Genomic DNA, 14,951 nt, shown 5'->3' with positions numbered 1-14,951 from the left:
CGTTAGGTGTCTTGCTCGGTTTTATCTATTCGTATTCACTGATTATCTCAGCTTTTCTAAAGCAATCATTGCTATGGTCATTGACCATACCGCAGGCTTGCATATGCGCATACACAGTCGTTGGGCCTAAAAATTTAAAGCCACGCTTTTTTAAATCTTTGGCAAATGCTGTTGAGGCTTCAGTAATAGCCGGATAGTCCGCTAGTTTATCGAGGTCGTTTACCAGTGGCTTGCCACCCACAAACTGCCATTGGTAGTTTGAGAAACTGCCAAACTCCTTTTGAATTTCAATAAAACGTCGCGCGTTATTGATAGTGGCAGCGATTTTAGCGCGATTACGAATAATGCCTTCAAACTGCATTAACCTTTCGACGTCGTCTTCGGTCATTTTGGCAACTTCTTCAACAACAAAATTTTTGAAGGCACTGCGATAGCCATCACGCTTTTTAAGTATGGTATACCAACTCAGTCCAGCTTGTGCTGACTCTAAGGTTATAAACTCAAATAAGCGGTGATCATCATATAATGGCACCCCCCATTCTTGGTCATGATAGGCCACATAATCTTCTTTGCTGGTATCGAGCCATGGGCAACGACAATGGTGTTCTTTTTGCATTATTCCCTCGCGATTGTCATTTTTTTGTCAGTGTTTTTTTTGTCTTTAATTTATTGAAATAAAACAAAAATAAATTTGGTACGGATTGTGCATTTAGCTAGGTAGACACGATTTTTTGAGTATCGATTATGGCCTTAGCAAATGTCCTGAAACCACAATTTATCACAGCCAAACAATATAACCCATGCCTACAGCAAGAAGAGTATGTGGGTGAATTGAGTGAGCTGCGCCAACAAGCCAGTTGGTTAGGCCATTTGGTTGATACCATGCCTGCGGGAGTGGTGGTGTTAGATGGCCGAGGCATGATCGCAAAAGCCAATCAAATTGCCATTGATATGCTAGGTGAACCCCTTGAAGGTGAAAAGTGGTTTAGCGTTATTCAACGCTCATTTCGACCAAAGCAAGACGATGGACATGAAGTATCACTTAAAGATGGCCGTTTAATTAAGCTTGATATTACTGCGCTTGCTCCAGAGCCAGGACAGTTAATTCTAATGACAGATTTAACTGAAACCAGACGTTTACAAAAGCGAGTTGCACATATGCAGCGCTTAAGTGCGCTTGGCAAAATGGTTGCTTCGCTTGCTCATCAGGTCAGAACACCGTTATCAGCTGCCATGCTTTATGCCGCAAATTTAGGCTCAAAGCGATTGCCAGAAAGCTCGCGTGGTAACTTTCATACAAAATTAATGTCGCGTTTAAAAGATTTAGAAACCCAAGTGAACGATATGCTGTTATTTGCCAAAAGTGGTGAGCAACAAGTGGTCGAAAGCGTTTCAATGCAACAGTTACTTAATGAAGTAAAAGCGGGTGCTGATGCGATGGTTGCGCAAAATAACAGTGAACTAAGCGTGAACTTACCAGAGCCAGATATTGAAATTGTGGGTAATAAAACAGCTCTGGCAAGTGCTATTCAAAACCTGATCCACAACAGTATTCAAATTATTGGCTCTGAGGCTGTGGTAACCCTGAGTGCTGAACGTGACGAAACTAGCGTAAACAGTGTTCGCATCAGTGTCAGTGATAATGGCCCAGGTGTTGATTTACGCCATGCCAACAAATTATTCGAACCTTTTTTTACTACCAAAAGCCAAGGCACGGGGCTTGGACTTGCTGTTGTAAGTTCAGTCGCCAATGCGCACCAAGGACGGGTTGAAGTAACTAATAATGCTCATGGGGGAGCATGTTTTAGTTTGATCTTGCCAATTAGTGCAGAACCAATGTCAGCGGAGGCAAAATGAATACTAACTCTATTTTAGTCGTTGAAGACGACGCAGGCTTACGAGAAGCACTGATCGATACCCTTGAAATGTCGGGTATTGATTGCGTTGCTGCAGATAGCGCTGAACAAGCGATGATCTTACTTAAGCAAAATAGCTATTCATTGGTTGTTAGTGACGTGCAAATGGGCGCAATGAGCGGCCTTGACCTGTTACGAAGCATTAAACTTAATTATCCTGAGTTGCCGGTATTAATGATGACAGCCTATGCCACCATTGATGATGCTGTAGAGGCAATGCGTTTAGGCGCGATTGATTACATGGCAAAACCGTTTGCCCCAGAAGTGCTTCTTAACATGGTGAGTCGTTATTTGCCTGAAAAGGAAAAAGAAACCGATGGCCCAATTGTTGCCGATCCATCGAGCATTAAGTTATTAGAACTTGCCAGTAAAGTAGCGCGCTCAGATGCCAGTGTTATGGTGCTTGGCCCAAGTGGGTCAGGTAAAGAGGTTTTAGCTCGTTTTATCCACGACAAATCAAACCGTAGCGATGCCCCCTTTGTGGCTATTAACTGTGCTGCTATTCCTGAAAATATGCTTGAAGCAACCTTATTTGGCTATGAGAAAGGGGCATTTACCGGTGCTATTCAAGCCTGTCCTGGTAAATTTGAGCAAGCTCAAGGTGGTACCATCTTACTTGATGAAATTACGGAGATGGATTTAGGCTTACAAGCTAAATTACTGCGTGTACTGCAAGAGCGTGAAGTAGAACGTTTAGGTGGCCGTAAAACCATAGAGCTTGATGTACGCGTACTGGCTACAAGTAATCGCGACTTAAAAGAAGCGGTGAGCGAAAACCTGTTCAGAGAAGATTTATATTATCGCTTAAATGTGTTCCCACTCATGTGGAAACCATTAGCAGAGCGTCCGGGTGACATTATTGTATTGGCCGAGCATTTAATTGAGCGTCATTGTTTGAAAAGTAAAGAGCCCATTGCGCTGTTAACCGAAGGAGCTCAGCAAAAGCTGTTAGCGCATGCTTGGCCGGGCAATGTGCGCGAGCTTGATAATGTTATTCAACGTGCGTTGATATTATGTGATGGTAACAGTATTCATCAAGATGATGTCTTTATTGAAGAGTTGCTCACGGTGGATATAAAGCCAGTCGCTACGCCACCACACAATGCACCGGCCTATCAAGAACAGCCTGTTGAGGTTAATCTAGATACTGTGCCACAAATGAGTGAGCAGGGTAACTACAAAGACGAGCTTAAAGACAAAGAACATCGTATTATTTTAGAAACCTTAGCGCGCTGTAATGGTAAGCGTAAAGAGGTTGCAGAAACCTTAGGTATTAGTCCGCGCACGTTACGTTATAAATTGGCGCAAATGCGTGACTTGGGTATTGCCTTACCTGCATAAACTCCCACCAAAAAGTTAGTTAAGCAAGCTCACATTTTTGTGAGCTTGTTTGCTGTCAAAACTCTGACAAACAAAATAAACAAGTTAAACTGTTGATATATAAGGGTTTATTTTGTGGCATGATTTGTGCTTTATGAGTGCATAAGTAAACTGCATTGTCAGAGAGTATTATGAAAGTTCAAAACAGCGCATTATTTCAAGAAATGCAATCTATGGCCTTAGAAGCAGGTCGTAGTAACTCAATTAATAATTTACCAACACAAACTCAGCCAACATCATCGGCACAGTTTGGTGATTTACTTACCAATGCACTTGATACAGTGAATGGCTTACAACAAGAAGCAAAACAAAAAGTAACGGCAATGGAAATGGGCGACCGCAGTGTTTCTCTTGCTGACGTTATGATTGCTTCGCAAAAGTCATCAGTCGCTTTTGAAGCAACAGTACAGGTTCGAAATAAGCTTGTTGAAGCTTATAAAGAAATCATGAACATGCCTGTTTAACTAGGTAGTGGAGAATTATTGTGGCGCAATCTAATCAATCAACTGATCTAGCCTTAGCCGGCGGTGGTATCGATTCAAACGATACCGATGATCAACAAGAGCAAAAGTCAGGCTACTTAAGTGCCTTAAACGGTGTAGACGTTTTACGCCAGGTTACTTTAGTGATTGCTTTGGCAATATGTTTGGCTATCGCAATTTTTATTATTATCTGGGCTCGTCAGCCAGATATGCGTCCGCTTGGTAAAATGCCAACGGAAGAGCTTATTCAAACGCTGGACTTTTTAGACGCACAAAAGATTGATTACGAACTTGATGGTAATGTCATCTCTGTTGAAGAAGGTGAATACCAAAACATTAAATTATTGATGGCTCGTGAAGGCCTAGAGCAAGCGCCAAGCTCAGGTACTGACATCATCATGCAAGATATGGGTTTTGGTGTAAGCCAACGCCTTGAACGTGAACGTTTAAAACATGGTCGTGAGCAACAGCTTGCGCGTACCATCGAAGAGCTAAAAAATGTTACTCGCGCCAAAGTGCTTTTAGCTATTCCAAAAGAAAACGTCTTTGCTCGCCGTGAAAAGCAACCTTCAGCAACTGTTGTATTGACCTTAAAACGTGGTCGTACACTTGATGGTGAAGAAATTGACTCAGTGGTTGATATTGTTGCATCAGCGGTGCAAGGTTTATCGCCAGAGCGCGTTACTGTAACTGACCAAAATGGTCGCTTACTTAACTCAGGTTCACAAAATTCACTTGCTGCTCGCTCTCGCAAAGAATATGAAATTGAGCGTAAACGTGAAGAAGAATACTTAAATAAAATCGACAGCATCCTTATTCCTGTTGTGGGCTTAGGTAACTATACAGCGCAAGTTGATTTAAATATGGATTTTAGCGCCGTAGAAGAAACACAAAAACGTTATAACCCAGACCTACCTGCTGTGCGCAGTGAAACGACATTCGAAGAAAATAACATTGGTGGTCTTGCTGTGGGTATTCCAGGAGCACTCACAAATCAGCCGCCAGTAAATTCTAATATTCCTGAAATTGCAGGCCAAGGCAGTGCGGGTTCAGCAACGAATCCTAGTCGTTCGCATAAAGAAGCAACACGCAACTACGAGCTAGATACAACAATCTCACATAAACGTCAGCAAACAGGGGTTATTCGTCGTATCAGTGTGTCAGTTGCCGTTGATTATGTACCACAAGTAGGTGAAAACGGTGAAACGACCATGGTTCCTCGCTCTGTTGAAGCATTGTCAAATATCCGTCGTTTACTACAAGGTGGTGTAGGCTTTGACATGCAACGTGGTGATGCACTTGAAGTTGTCACAGTGCCATTTGTTCGCGAAGACACAGAAATGGCAGCCGAAGTGCCGCTTTGGGAACAAGATTGGTTCATGAAGATGCTACGCTTAGCATTAGGTGCACTGGTAATCATCGTACTGATTGTATTCGTAGTAAGACCAATGCTGAAACGTCTAATCTACCCAGACGATACACTTGAAGATTATGATGAAGATGCATTAAGTGCAGGTGTAGATATTGGTGATAGTACGCTAGATATGCTAAATAAAGAATTTGACTCTGCTGCTGTAGGATTCTCAAGTGATGGTACACTACAGCTGCCAGACTTACATGGCGATGAAGATTTACTCAAAGCAGTTCGAGCATTGGTTGCAAATGAACCAGAACTGTCTTCTCAAGTAGTGAAAGCGTGGTTAACAGAAGATGACTGATCAAGAACAAAAACAACTACCACCGGCGTTTGATGTTGATAAATTAGACGGTGTTGATAAGGCTGCAATCTTATTGCTGAGCTTGTCAGAAGAAGATGCTGCGCAAATCCTTAAACACTTAGAGCCAAAGCAAGTGCAAAAAGTGGGTATGGCAATGGCTGCGCTAGATGATTTATCGCAAGCGAAAATTAGCGCAGTACATAATTTGTTTATTGAGCAAATTCAAAGCTTCAGTACCATTGGTTTCCAATCTGAAGACTTTATCAAAAAAGCGCTTACTGCAGCACTTGGTGAAGATAAGGCTGCCAGCCTTATCGACCAAATTGTTATGGGCTCAGGAGCGAAAGGTCTTGATTCATTGAAGTGGATGGACTCAAAACAAGTAGCGAATATTATTCGTAATGAGCACCCGCAGATTCAAACCATTGTTTTATCCTATTTAGAGCCTGAGCAATCAGCTGAAATCTTGTCGCAATTCCCAGAAAAAGTGCGCTTAGATTTAACCATGCGTATTGCTAACCTTGAAGAAGTTCAACCTGCAGCATTGCAAGAGCTGAACGAAATCATGGAGAAACAGTTCGCAGGCCAAGCAGGTGCGCAAGCTGCGAAAATGGGCGGCTTAAAAGCGGCTGCTGATATCATGAACTACCTAGATACCAATATCGAAGGTCAGTTAATGGATTCAATCCGTGAACACGATGAAGAAATGTCGCAGCAAATCCAAGACCTTATGTTTGTATTTGAGAACTTAATGGACGTTGAAGACCGTGGTATCCAAGCGATCCTGCGCGAAGTACAGCAAGATGTACTGATGAAAGCAATCAAAGGTACAGATGAAGCTCTGAAAGAGAAAATCTTGGGCAATATGTCGAAACGTGCCGCAGAGCTACTTGCTGATGATTTAGAGGCGATGGGCCCTGTTCGTATTAGTGAAGTAGAAGCAGCACAAAAAGAAATTCTTTCAACGGCACGTCGTTTAGCTGACTCAGGCGAAATTATGCTTGGTGGCGGTGGTGGTGAGGAGTTCCTGTAAACCATGACTAAGCCTTCGTTTCATACCGGACGTCCTGTGCATGCCAGTGAAGCAGTCGATGAATTACTGGAAAACTGGCCGATTCCTGATGTTGCTCAAGATACCCGAAAACTGGCAGGGCGCTCTACAGCGTATGGCACGCCTTTAGCTGACTTATACCGCAAAGAGCAGCAAAAACAGCAGGTTGAAGAACAGCCTGAAGAGCCTGAGATCCCAGCATTAACCATGGCAGAGCTTGAACGAATTCGTCAAGATGCCTTTGAAGAAGGGTTAAAGCAAGGCCATGAACAAGGTTATATTGATGGCTTTGAAAAGGGCGCACATGAAGGTAAAGAAGCGGGCTTTAAAGAAGGCGTTGAACTTGGTAAAGAACAAGGCCAAGAAGAAATCAAGCCAATTTTAGAAGAGCAACTAACCACGTTAAGAAGCTTACTTGATAGCTTATCTCAGCCATTGTCAAAAGTTGATGAAAGTGCAGAGAAGCAGTTAGTGCAGTTAGCAGTGATGCTGACAGAGGTCTTAGTTTACCAAGAAATTAAAACCTCCCCAGAGATTATTTTGCATGCATTAAAGCAAGCCATTGACGCATTAGGTGAAGAGCAAGCGAAAGTACGTATTCACTTACATCCTGATGACATCGCTTTAATTACCGAAAGTTATGGCGAACAAACCATTGCAGATAACCATTGGCAGTTAGTGGCTGAGCCAACCTTAGAGCGTGGTGGTTGTGAAATTAAAACCCCGCAATCATCGCTCGATATGACAATAAAAACCCGCGTCAAAGAAACGTTGGAAAACTTTTTGCATAGTAGTGGTATCTAACACTTTTTAGGCTCATCATGAGTGCTCAATCAATGACTCTTAGCGAACGCTTACAGCGCTATGAAAAACATATCAAGGCTCCTAAACCGGCTGTTGCCGGTATTCTGACGCGTGTTGTCGGTTTAACACTGGAAGCAAAAGGTCTTAGAGCGCCCGTTGGCAGTCAATGTAAAATTGAGACGATAAACGGCTTTGTTGATGCTGAAGTTGTGGGGTTTAACGACCAAACACTTTATTTAATGCCAAATGATCACATCTCTGGCGTACTGCCTGGTGCGCGAGTTATCCCAAAAATAAACGAAACCGGGTTGCCCGTTGGCATGAGCTTACTTGGCCGAGTGGTGGATGGTCTTGGTCGTCCACTTGATGGCTTAGGTGCCATTAATGCTGAGCATCACCTAAAGTTTGCGCAAAACCCAATTAACCCGTTGGCAAGACGACCAATTAGTCAGCCTATGGACGTGGGTGTACGAGCCATCAATTCTGTTATTACCGTAGGTCAAGGCCAGCGTATGGGTCTGTTTGCAGGCTCTGGTGTCGGTAAGTCAGTGTTACTGGGGATGATGACCCGTGGATCTGAAGCGGATGTGATCGTGGTAGGGCTTGTGGGTGAGCGTGGCCGTGAGGTAAAAGAATTCATTGAAGAAATCCTTGGCGTTGAAGGTCGTAAGCGCTCAGTGGTGGTTGCAGCTCCTGCCGATGCTTCGCCATTAATGCGCTTAAAAGGCTGTGAAAGTGCAGTGACCATTGCAGAATACTTTCGCGATCAAGGTCTTAACGTATTGTTATTACTTGATTCTGTTACACGTTATGCCATGGCGCAACGTGAAATCGCCTTAGCGGTTGGCGAGCCTCCGGCAACCAAAGGTTACCCGCCTTCAGTATTCGCTAAATTGCCTGCGCTGGTGGAGCGTGCCGGTAACGGTGGTGAAGGGCAAGGTGCGATTACAGCGTTTTTCACTGTACTTAGTGAGGGCGATGATATGCAAGACCCAATCGCTGACTCGGCCCGCGCTATTTTAGATGGTCACATTGTATTATCTCGAGATTTAGCCGACAGTGGTCATTATCCAGCCATTGATATTGAAAAATCGATTTCACGTGTTATGCCACAGGTTGTTTCAGAAGCGCATATGCAACAAGCCCGAGTGCTTAAGCAAGTGTATTCAATGTATCAACAGAACAAAGACATGATCACGTTAGGGGCCTATCAAAAAGGCACCGACCCTATGCTCGATCAAGCAATCAATATGATGCCGCGAGTCAATCAATTCCTTCAGCAAGGCATGAAAGACGTTATTAGTTATGATGATGGTCTGCAAGGTCTTGCGCAGTTATTAGGACAAGGCTAATGGCTAAAAGTAAACTTGATTTATTGTTAAAACTTGAGAGCGATAAAGAAGAATCGTTACGTATGGATTACTTAAAAGCGCAGCAGCACTTGCAAAGTAATCAACAAAAACTGCAAGGGTTGAATAACTTTCGCATGGAGTATTCTCAGCAGTTACATTTGAAAGGGCGTTCTGGTTTGTCTAGTGCCGGGTTTAGTCAATATCATGCGTTTATCGCGAAAATTGAAGAAGCCATACGCCAGCAAGCAAGTACTGTGAATACCGCAAAACAGGTTGTTACGCGACGAAAAGCCTTGTGGTTAAAACAACAAGTTAAAGCAAAAGCAGTGGCAAAGTTGATTGAAAAGCAAGCTGAAAAGCAAGCGATGCTGGTGGCGAAAGCAGAGCAAAAAATGTTAGACGAATTTGCTTCAAATCAGTTTTATCAGCGTCAGCTTAAAAACGCACTTCTCTAAAATTCTAACCTTTTTAGGCATGTTAATTGCATTTGCTTAATCAGAAGCATTAATTTTGGCACTTGCGGCGGCAAATTGCCTCATTTCTTTAGGTTACTAGGTTAGGTGAATTATGGCGATCAGTGATATCAATTTGCAGGTTAAAACTGAGCAAGGTACTGGTTTTTCAGGCAAAGACATAGAGTCTAACGATAAAGCATCGGGATTAAGCTTTTTAACTTCACTCACAGAAGCAAGTGAAGCGGCAAACGCGCAAGCAAATACCACCTCTCAACCAAAAAGTGATACCGACACTGACTCTGTTGATGAAACTAAAGCTATTAGTCTTTCTGAAGAGCCTAAATCAGATGCCAAATTAGGTGATGAGAACACAACTGCTGATGCTAAAGTTGCAACTGCTACCACGTCTACAGAGCAGCAATCTAAAACAAGTCCAGATATTCGTAATGAAGCTGTAACTAAAGAGCAAGGCGATGAACTCGCGCTTGTCGAAGACGAAGAAAATTCATTACTTTCACAAATAAATGCAGCTCAAGCAATGAGTACGAAAGTTAATAAACTGATTGAAAATAATGAGTTTAGTCCGGTGGTTGTTGATAAAAAGCCAACGCCAATCGATACTATTACACCGGTTATACCGTCACCGATGACAGAGGTTGCAAAGACCGATGATTCAAAAATCGTAGCACAAGATGACAATTCTTTATCAAGCTTATTACACAAGTCTAAAGTTGCGACAGCGGTTGATAGCCAACTAAAAGCGATGGGTGATTTACCGCCAAAAGATAGCGTGACCCCCATTGTTGATAGCCCATTAACCGATAAAGAAAAGCAGGGTATTTCTGCTGTTAATACACCTGATACAAAACCCCAGTTGGCTAATATTGCCAGTGCAGCACAAGTAACTGACAGTAAAGAAACAGCAGTTGATGTAGACGCTCTGTTAAATAGCGCCAAAAAACAATCAGCGAATGTAGACACATTAAAATCATCTGAAGAAAAAGTGCCTGATGCAAATGAGACAAGCAAAGTTGCTTTAAACAAACTACTTAGCGATACAGATAATGGCACTCAAAGTGATGTGAAAACGGCTGATGTGACGGCAAAGCAAGCACAAAACAACGTTGATAAGTCAGCGGTAAATCTAGCTACTGATGAGTTGGTAGTTCAAAAAAGCGATGCAGCAAGCGCGGCGAGAACATCATACAAACCAACTGACGCAGCAACCAAGTTAGAACAAGCATTTACAGAAAAACCAGTAACAGATAAGTCAATCGTGAGCCTGTTTGCAAAAGTGCAAAGTGGTGATGGGCAAGCGGTAAGTGAGTTCGCTAAGGGGTTATCTTTAACGTCTGAACAACAAAAGCAACTTGAGCAACAAATAAATCAACTAAAAACTGATAACAAGCTTGGTGCTGATGAGGTGGCAACAATCAAGTCGCTATTGACTGATGTGATGAGTAGTAAGCCTACAACACAAACTACACAGAGTGTTGTATCACAACTAGCTGTAGAGCCAGAAATTGCTGATGACAGTCAGACGCAGCAAGATGTGAAACTCGCAGATACTAAAGCCCTTGATAGCAAACTGCCTGCAAGCGTAGAAAAGCAGCTTACTGCTCTTAGTAAAGATGAACAGCAAGCACTGCTAAACAAAGTGAATTCTCAGCTACAAACGCTAACGCCGGGCACAGCTCAGTACGAAAAATTATCTGCGGCACAAACGGTGCTTACAGAGGCAATTAATACCCCTGCAACAGCCAGTACAGCGATGCCAGTAAGTGCAGTAACGGTCAATGCTGAGAATAATAAAGCGAAACAAAATAACGCAGCGCAGGTTGCAGCGCAGGTGAGTGAAGCCATTGCTGGTGAAGAAGTCACTGCAGAGCAAGAGGTTAAGCTCAATAGCGAACGCACCCAAGAGGCAGTGACGCCTCGTGTGGCGCAATTATTTAATCAATTAACGACGCCATTAAATACGGCAGCTCAAACTGGTGCTTATGAAATGGCGCATCAGCAATACGAGCAAGCACTTGATGTACAAACAATGCATACGCAAGCAACAACACAAACGCAGGCTCAATCTAAATCAGTGAGCGTTGACCCTGGTGTAATGCAAGCGATAAACATCATAAAAAGTGATGCTGCAAAAATGCTTCAAGAGCGTGTGAGTGCATTATTAAATATTAATAATAAAGAAGCTGAAATTCGCTTAGACCCGCCAGAAATGGGCAGTATGCAAATTCGTATACGTAGCGATGCTGAGCAAGCTCAAATTAATTTTGTAGTGCAAAATCAGCAGGCTAAAGAAGCATTAGAGCAGTCAATGCCACGTTTGAGAGAAATGTTAGCACAACAAGGAATTGAGCTGGGTGAGAGCAGTATTCAGCAAGGTAGCCCTGAGCAACAAGATGGGCAGTCAGGGCAGGGGCAGTTCGCTGGAAATCAACAAACAGATGAGCAACAACCAGAAGTATCAGCGCAAAGCTCAGAAACTTCTCGACAACAATCGTCATCATCAATAGATTACTATGCATAAGTCCTGCTATTATAAGAAATAAAATAGTTACAGCATGATGAGCTAATAGCTGTAACGCTGAAGGAATTAACAATGGCCGAAGAAGCAAATTTAGAAATAGAAGATACAGGTAAAGGCAAAAAGAAGCTGATTATCATCATTGCTGCTGTAGTGTTGATTGTTGGTGCTGCAGCAGGTTACTTTTTGTTTATGGGTGGTGATGCTCCGGAAGAGAGTTTGGCAGATGAAACAACCGCTGCTGAGGTTGCTGCACCATCAAGTTCGGCACAAGTTGGCTCAGCCCTTTATGTAGCCATGCCACGTCCATTTGTTTTTAACGTGCCTGGCGCTAGCCGCGACCGAATCGTGCAAATAAAAGTACAGTTGCTAGTGCGTGGTGAAGTAAATGAAGAAACTGCGAAAAAGCATATTCCACTTATCGAAAGTACATTACTAAGCGTACTTTCTACCACGACAGCTGATGAATTAGGTACCAGCGAAGGTAAAGAATCAGTGCGTGTAGCTGCACTTGAAAAAGTGCAATCAGCATTAAATGATGTTGAAGGTAGCAAAGTGATTGAGCGGGTATTATTTACCGGCTTTGTGATGCAATAAGGGGTCAGCGTGAGCGATTTATTATCTCAAGACGAAATTGATGCGCTCTTACACGGCGTTGATGAAGTCGAAGAGGAAGATATTCACGACGGTGATGATTTAGACAGTAATACTCTACAGTATGACTTCTCATCACAAGATCGTATTGTCCGTGGTCGTATGCCGACCTTGGAAATCGTGAATGAACGTTTTGCCCGTCATATGCGAATTAGCCTATTTAATATGATGCGCCGCACCGCTGAGGTGTCAATTAACGGCGTGCAAATGATTAAGTTTGGCGAATACATTCATACCTTATTCGTGCCAACCAGCTTAAACATGGTCCGTTTTCGTCCGTTAAAAGGGACTGGCTTAATTACCATGGAAGCGCGTTTAGTATTCATTTTGGTGGATAACTTCTTTGGTGGTGATGGCCGTTATCATGCAAAAATTGAAGGCCGTGAATTTACCCCAACAGAGCGCCGTATCGTACAAATGCTGCTTAAAATCATCTTTGAAGATTATAAAGAAGCATGGGCGCCAGTTATGGACGTGTCTTTTGAGTACCTTGACTCAGAAGTTAACCCTGCAATGGCTAACATCGTAAGTCCGACCGAAGTCGTTGTTATTAGCTCTTTCCATATTGAGCTTGACGGTGGGGGTGGTGATTTCCATATCGCATTACCTTACTCAATGCTTGAGCCAATCCGTGAATTACTCGATGCTGGTGTGCAATCAGACACTGAAGATACCGACTTGCGTTGGAGTAAGGCACTGCGTGACGAAATCATGGATGTTGAAGTGGATTTATCAACGCAATTACTTGAAGTTGATTTAACGCTGCAACAAATCATGGAGCTTAAAGCTGGCGATATTATCCCTGTTGAAATGCCAGAACATATCACCGTATTTATTGAAGAGCTGCCGACCTTTAGAGCGAAAATGGGTCGTTCTCGTGACAATGTGGCACTCCAAATTAGTGAAAAAATTAAACGCCCTGAATCAGTTAAGTCAGAACTACATGTGTTCACAAAAGGTGGCAAAAAACTGGATTCAGATGCAGAATTAGCAGAACTAGAAGAAGATCTACATTTATCTGAAGGTGTAGATTTAGACTGGTAGTCGATTTATAAGGTTAAACATAATGAGTGATGATCAAGATACAATGGACGAATGGGCAGCGGCCTTAGCCGAAGCTGAGGAAGCCGAAAATGCCTCAAGCGATGCTGCTGTGGCTGAGCTTGATGAATTAAAAGATGAGAGACATGAGCTCTCTGGCGATGAAAAACGCAAACTCGATACCATCTTAGACATTCCCGTCACTATTTCGATGGAAGTGGGTCGTTCAAAAATCAATATTCGTAACTTACTACAGCTAAACCAAGGTTCAGTGGTTGAACTAGACCGTGTTGCTGGTGAGCCCCTCGATGTATTGGTTAATGGGACGCTTATCGCTCACGGTGAAGTCGTTGTGGTAAACGATAAGTTTGGTATTCGTTTAACTGACGTTATTAGCCAAGTTGAACGTATTAAAAAGTTACGATGAATGTGTTAATCGCTTTAGCGAGTGCGTCGAGCACTGCATTTCCAACGGCATCACCGACGGCAGATTTACTGTCTATGGTGATGTCTTTGCTTTTAGTGTTGGTCGTTATTGTTGCATTGGCTTTTTTGGTAAAAAAATTAAACCCAAATCTTGCCAATAGTGATGAGTTTAAAGTTGTGCGTAGTTTGCCTTTGGGCTCTCGTGAACGCTTAATGGTCATTGAAATTGATAACGCTCAGCACTTAATTGGTGTGACCCCGCACAGTATTAATTACCTGCACAAGCTAGAAACACCATTACAAGAAAAAGAATTGCCAGAGCTTGCTAAAAAATTTGGTAAGTTACTGAACCCACAATCACCTTCAAATAAAAAGAATTAACGCTATGATCAAGTGGATACTTATTTTAGCAAGTGTGTTATTTCTGCCATCAGTTAACGCTGAGGGTATAGAAGCACTGACCATTACCACCAACCCTGATGGTTCTCAAGATTATTCTGTGACGCTACAAGTGTTAGCGATAATGACAGCGCTGAGTTTTATCCCAGCTGCGGTCATTATGATGACATCCTTCACTCGGATCATTGTGGTATTGGCTATTTTGCGTCAGGCAATCGGTCTGCAACAAACCCCATCGAATCAAATATTGTTAGGTATGTCACTGTTTTTAAGTATCTTTATTATGGCGCCAATTTATCAGCAGGTGAATGAACGTGCTATAGAGCCTTACTTAAATGAACAGGTTACCTCGGTGCAAGCGTTAGAGCTTGCCAAAGAGCCAATGAAGGCGTTTATGCTTTCGCAAGTTAGGGTTAAAGATTTAGAAACCTTTGCGAAAATAGCCGGTTACGACAAACTCGATTCGCCAGAAGACACGCCGCTTATTGTGTTGATCCCTGCGTTTGTTACCAGCGAACTGCAAACAGCCTTTATCATTGGCTTTATGTTTTTTATCCCATTTTTGATTGTGGATTTAGTCGTCGCTTCGGTATTAATGGCAATGGGTATGATGATGCTTTCACCAATGATTGTGTCGTTACCCTTTAAGATCATGCTATTTGTGTTAGTGGATGGTTGGAGCCTAGTAATGGGCACGCTTGCGAAGAGTTTTGGGCTTGGGGTATAGCGATGCAATT

15 protein-coding genes are annotated in these 14,951 nt (G+C 42.8%); 14 read left to right on the top strand and 1 reads right to left on the bottom strand.

Annotated elements, in window-relative coordinates; all coding sequences use genetic code 11:
• Positions 1–25 precede the first annotated feature (25 nt).
• Complete coding sequence (locus P4S60_RS12165) at positions 26–616, bottom strand: DNA-3-methyladenine glycosylase I (protein ID WP_188727167.1); 591 nt, start codon at positions 614–616, stop codon at positions 26–28.
• Between the two features lie 128 nt (positions 617–744).
• Between P4S60_RS12165 and P4S60_RS12160 the strand changes: the two genes are divergently transcribed.
• The 14 genes from P4S60_RS12160 (at position 745) to fliP (ending at position 14,941) form a co-directional block, all read left to right on the top strand.
• Positions 745–1,857, top strand: coding sequence for a sensor histidine kinase (locus tag P4S60_RS12160; RefSeq protein ID WP_337116111.1), 1,113 nt, complete (start codon positions 745–747; stop codon positions 1,855–1,857).
• Complete coding sequence (locus P4S60_RS12155; RefSeq protein ID WP_337116110.1) at positions 1,854–3,257, top strand: sigma-54-dependent transcriptional regulator; 1,404 nt, start codon at positions 1,854–1,856, stop codon at positions 3,255–3,257. The genes P4S60_RS12160 and P4S60_RS12155 overlap by 4 nt, the downstream gene beginning before the upstream one ends.
• Before the next feature lie 170 nt (positions 3,258–3,427).
• Positions 3,428–3,760 (top strand): flagellar hook-basal body complex protein FliE, encoded by a 333-nt coding sequence (fliE, locus tag P4S60_RS12150; protein ID WP_063706581.1) that lies wholly within the window; start codon positions 3,428–3,430, stop codon positions 3,758–3,760.
• Positions 3,761–3,780: 20 nt separating this feature from the next.
• Positions 3,781–5,496, top strand: a complete 1,716-nt coding sequence (gene fliF, locus P4S60_RS12145) for a flagellar basal-body MS-ring/collar protein FliF (RefSeq protein ID WP_119853495.1) — start codon at positions 3,781–3,783, stop codon at positions 5,494–5,496.
• Positions 5,489–6,529, top strand: a complete 1,041-nt coding sequence (fliG, locus tag P4S60_RS12140) for a flagellar motor switch protein FliG (RefSeq protein ID WP_063706585.1) — start codon at positions 5,489–5,491, stop codon at positions 6,527–6,529. The genes fliF and fliG overlap by 8 nt, the downstream gene beginning before the upstream one ends.
• Before the next feature lie 3 nt (positions 6,530–6,532).
• Positions 6,533–7,351 carry a flagellar assembly protein FliH gene (gene fliH, locus P4S60_RS12135; protein ID WP_063706587.1) on the top strand — a complete coding sequence of 273 codons (819 nt, stop codon included), beginning with the start codon at positions 6,533–6,535 and terminating at the stop codon, positions 7,349–7,351.
• Positions 7,352–7,368: 17 nt separating this feature from the next.
• Positions 7,369–8,703: a flagellar protein export ATPase FliI gene (gene fliI / locus P4S60_RS12130; protein ID WP_337116109.1), complete on the top strand. Its 1,335-nt coding sequence runs from the start codon at positions 7,369–7,371 to the stop codon at positions 8,701–8,703.
• Positions 8,703–9,158 carry a flagellar export protein FliJ gene (gene fliJ / locus P4S60_RS12125; RefSeq protein WP_337116108.1) on the top strand — a complete coding sequence of 152 codons (456 nt, stop codon included), beginning with the start codon at positions 8,703–8,705 and terminating at the stop codon, positions 9,156–9,158. The genes fliI and fliJ overlap by 1 nt, the downstream gene beginning before the upstream one ends.
• Positions 9,159–9,270: 112 nt before the next feature.
• A complete protein-coding gene (locus P4S60_RS12120; protein WP_337116107.1) occupies positions 9,271–11,697 on the top strand; it encodes a flagellar hook-length control protein FliK in 2,427 nt (808 codons plus the stop codon).
• A 72-nt stretch (positions 11,698–11,769) separates the two neighbouring features.
• On the top strand, positions 11,770–12,291 hold the full coding sequence (gene fliL / locus P4S60_RS12115) for a flagellar basal body-associated protein FliL (RefSeq protein WP_063706596.1): 522 nt from the start codon (positions 11,770–11,772) through the stop codon (positions 12,289–12,291).
• Between the two features lie 9 nt (positions 12,292–12,300).
• A complete protein-coding gene (gene fliM, locus P4S60_RS12110; protein ID WP_063706598.1) occupies positions 12,301–13,392 on the top strand; it encodes a flagellar motor switch protein FliM in 1,092 nt (363 codons plus the stop codon).
• Positions 13,393–13,414: 22 nt separating this feature from the next.
• On the top strand, positions 13,415–13,816 hold the full coding sequence (gene fliN, locus P4S60_RS12105; protein WP_063706600.1) for a flagellar motor switch protein FliN: 402 nt from the start codon (positions 13,415–13,417) through the stop codon (positions 13,814–13,816).
• Entirely contained in the window at positions 13,813–14,196 is a 384-nt protein-coding gene (gene fliO / locus P4S60_RS12100; RefSeq protein ID WP_063706602.1) for a flagellar biosynthetic protein FliO, read from the top strand. The genes fliN and fliO overlap by 4 nt, the downstream gene beginning before the upstream one ends.
• Positions 14,197–14,200: 4 nt before the next feature.
• Positions 14,201–14,941 carry a flagellar type III secretion system pore protein FliP gene (gene fliP / locus P4S60_RS12095; protein ID WP_063706604.1) on the top strand — a complete coding sequence of 247 codons (741 nt, stop codon included), beginning with the start codon at positions 14,201–14,203 and terminating at the stop codon, positions 14,939–14,941.
• The last annotated feature ends 10 nt before the right edge of the window (positions 14,942–14,951 follow it).

It is taken from the genome of Pseudoalteromonas sp. Hal040, assembly GCF_037162425.1.
In the GTDB taxonomy this organism is placed as follows: Bacteria; Pseudomonadota; Gammaproteobacteria; order Enterobacterales; family Alteromonadaceae; genus Pseudoalteromonas; species Pseudoalteromonas gelatinilytica.
The sequence above is the reverse complement of the archived record's forward strand: the minus strand, read 5'-3'. Positions and strand labels throughout refer to the sequence as shown.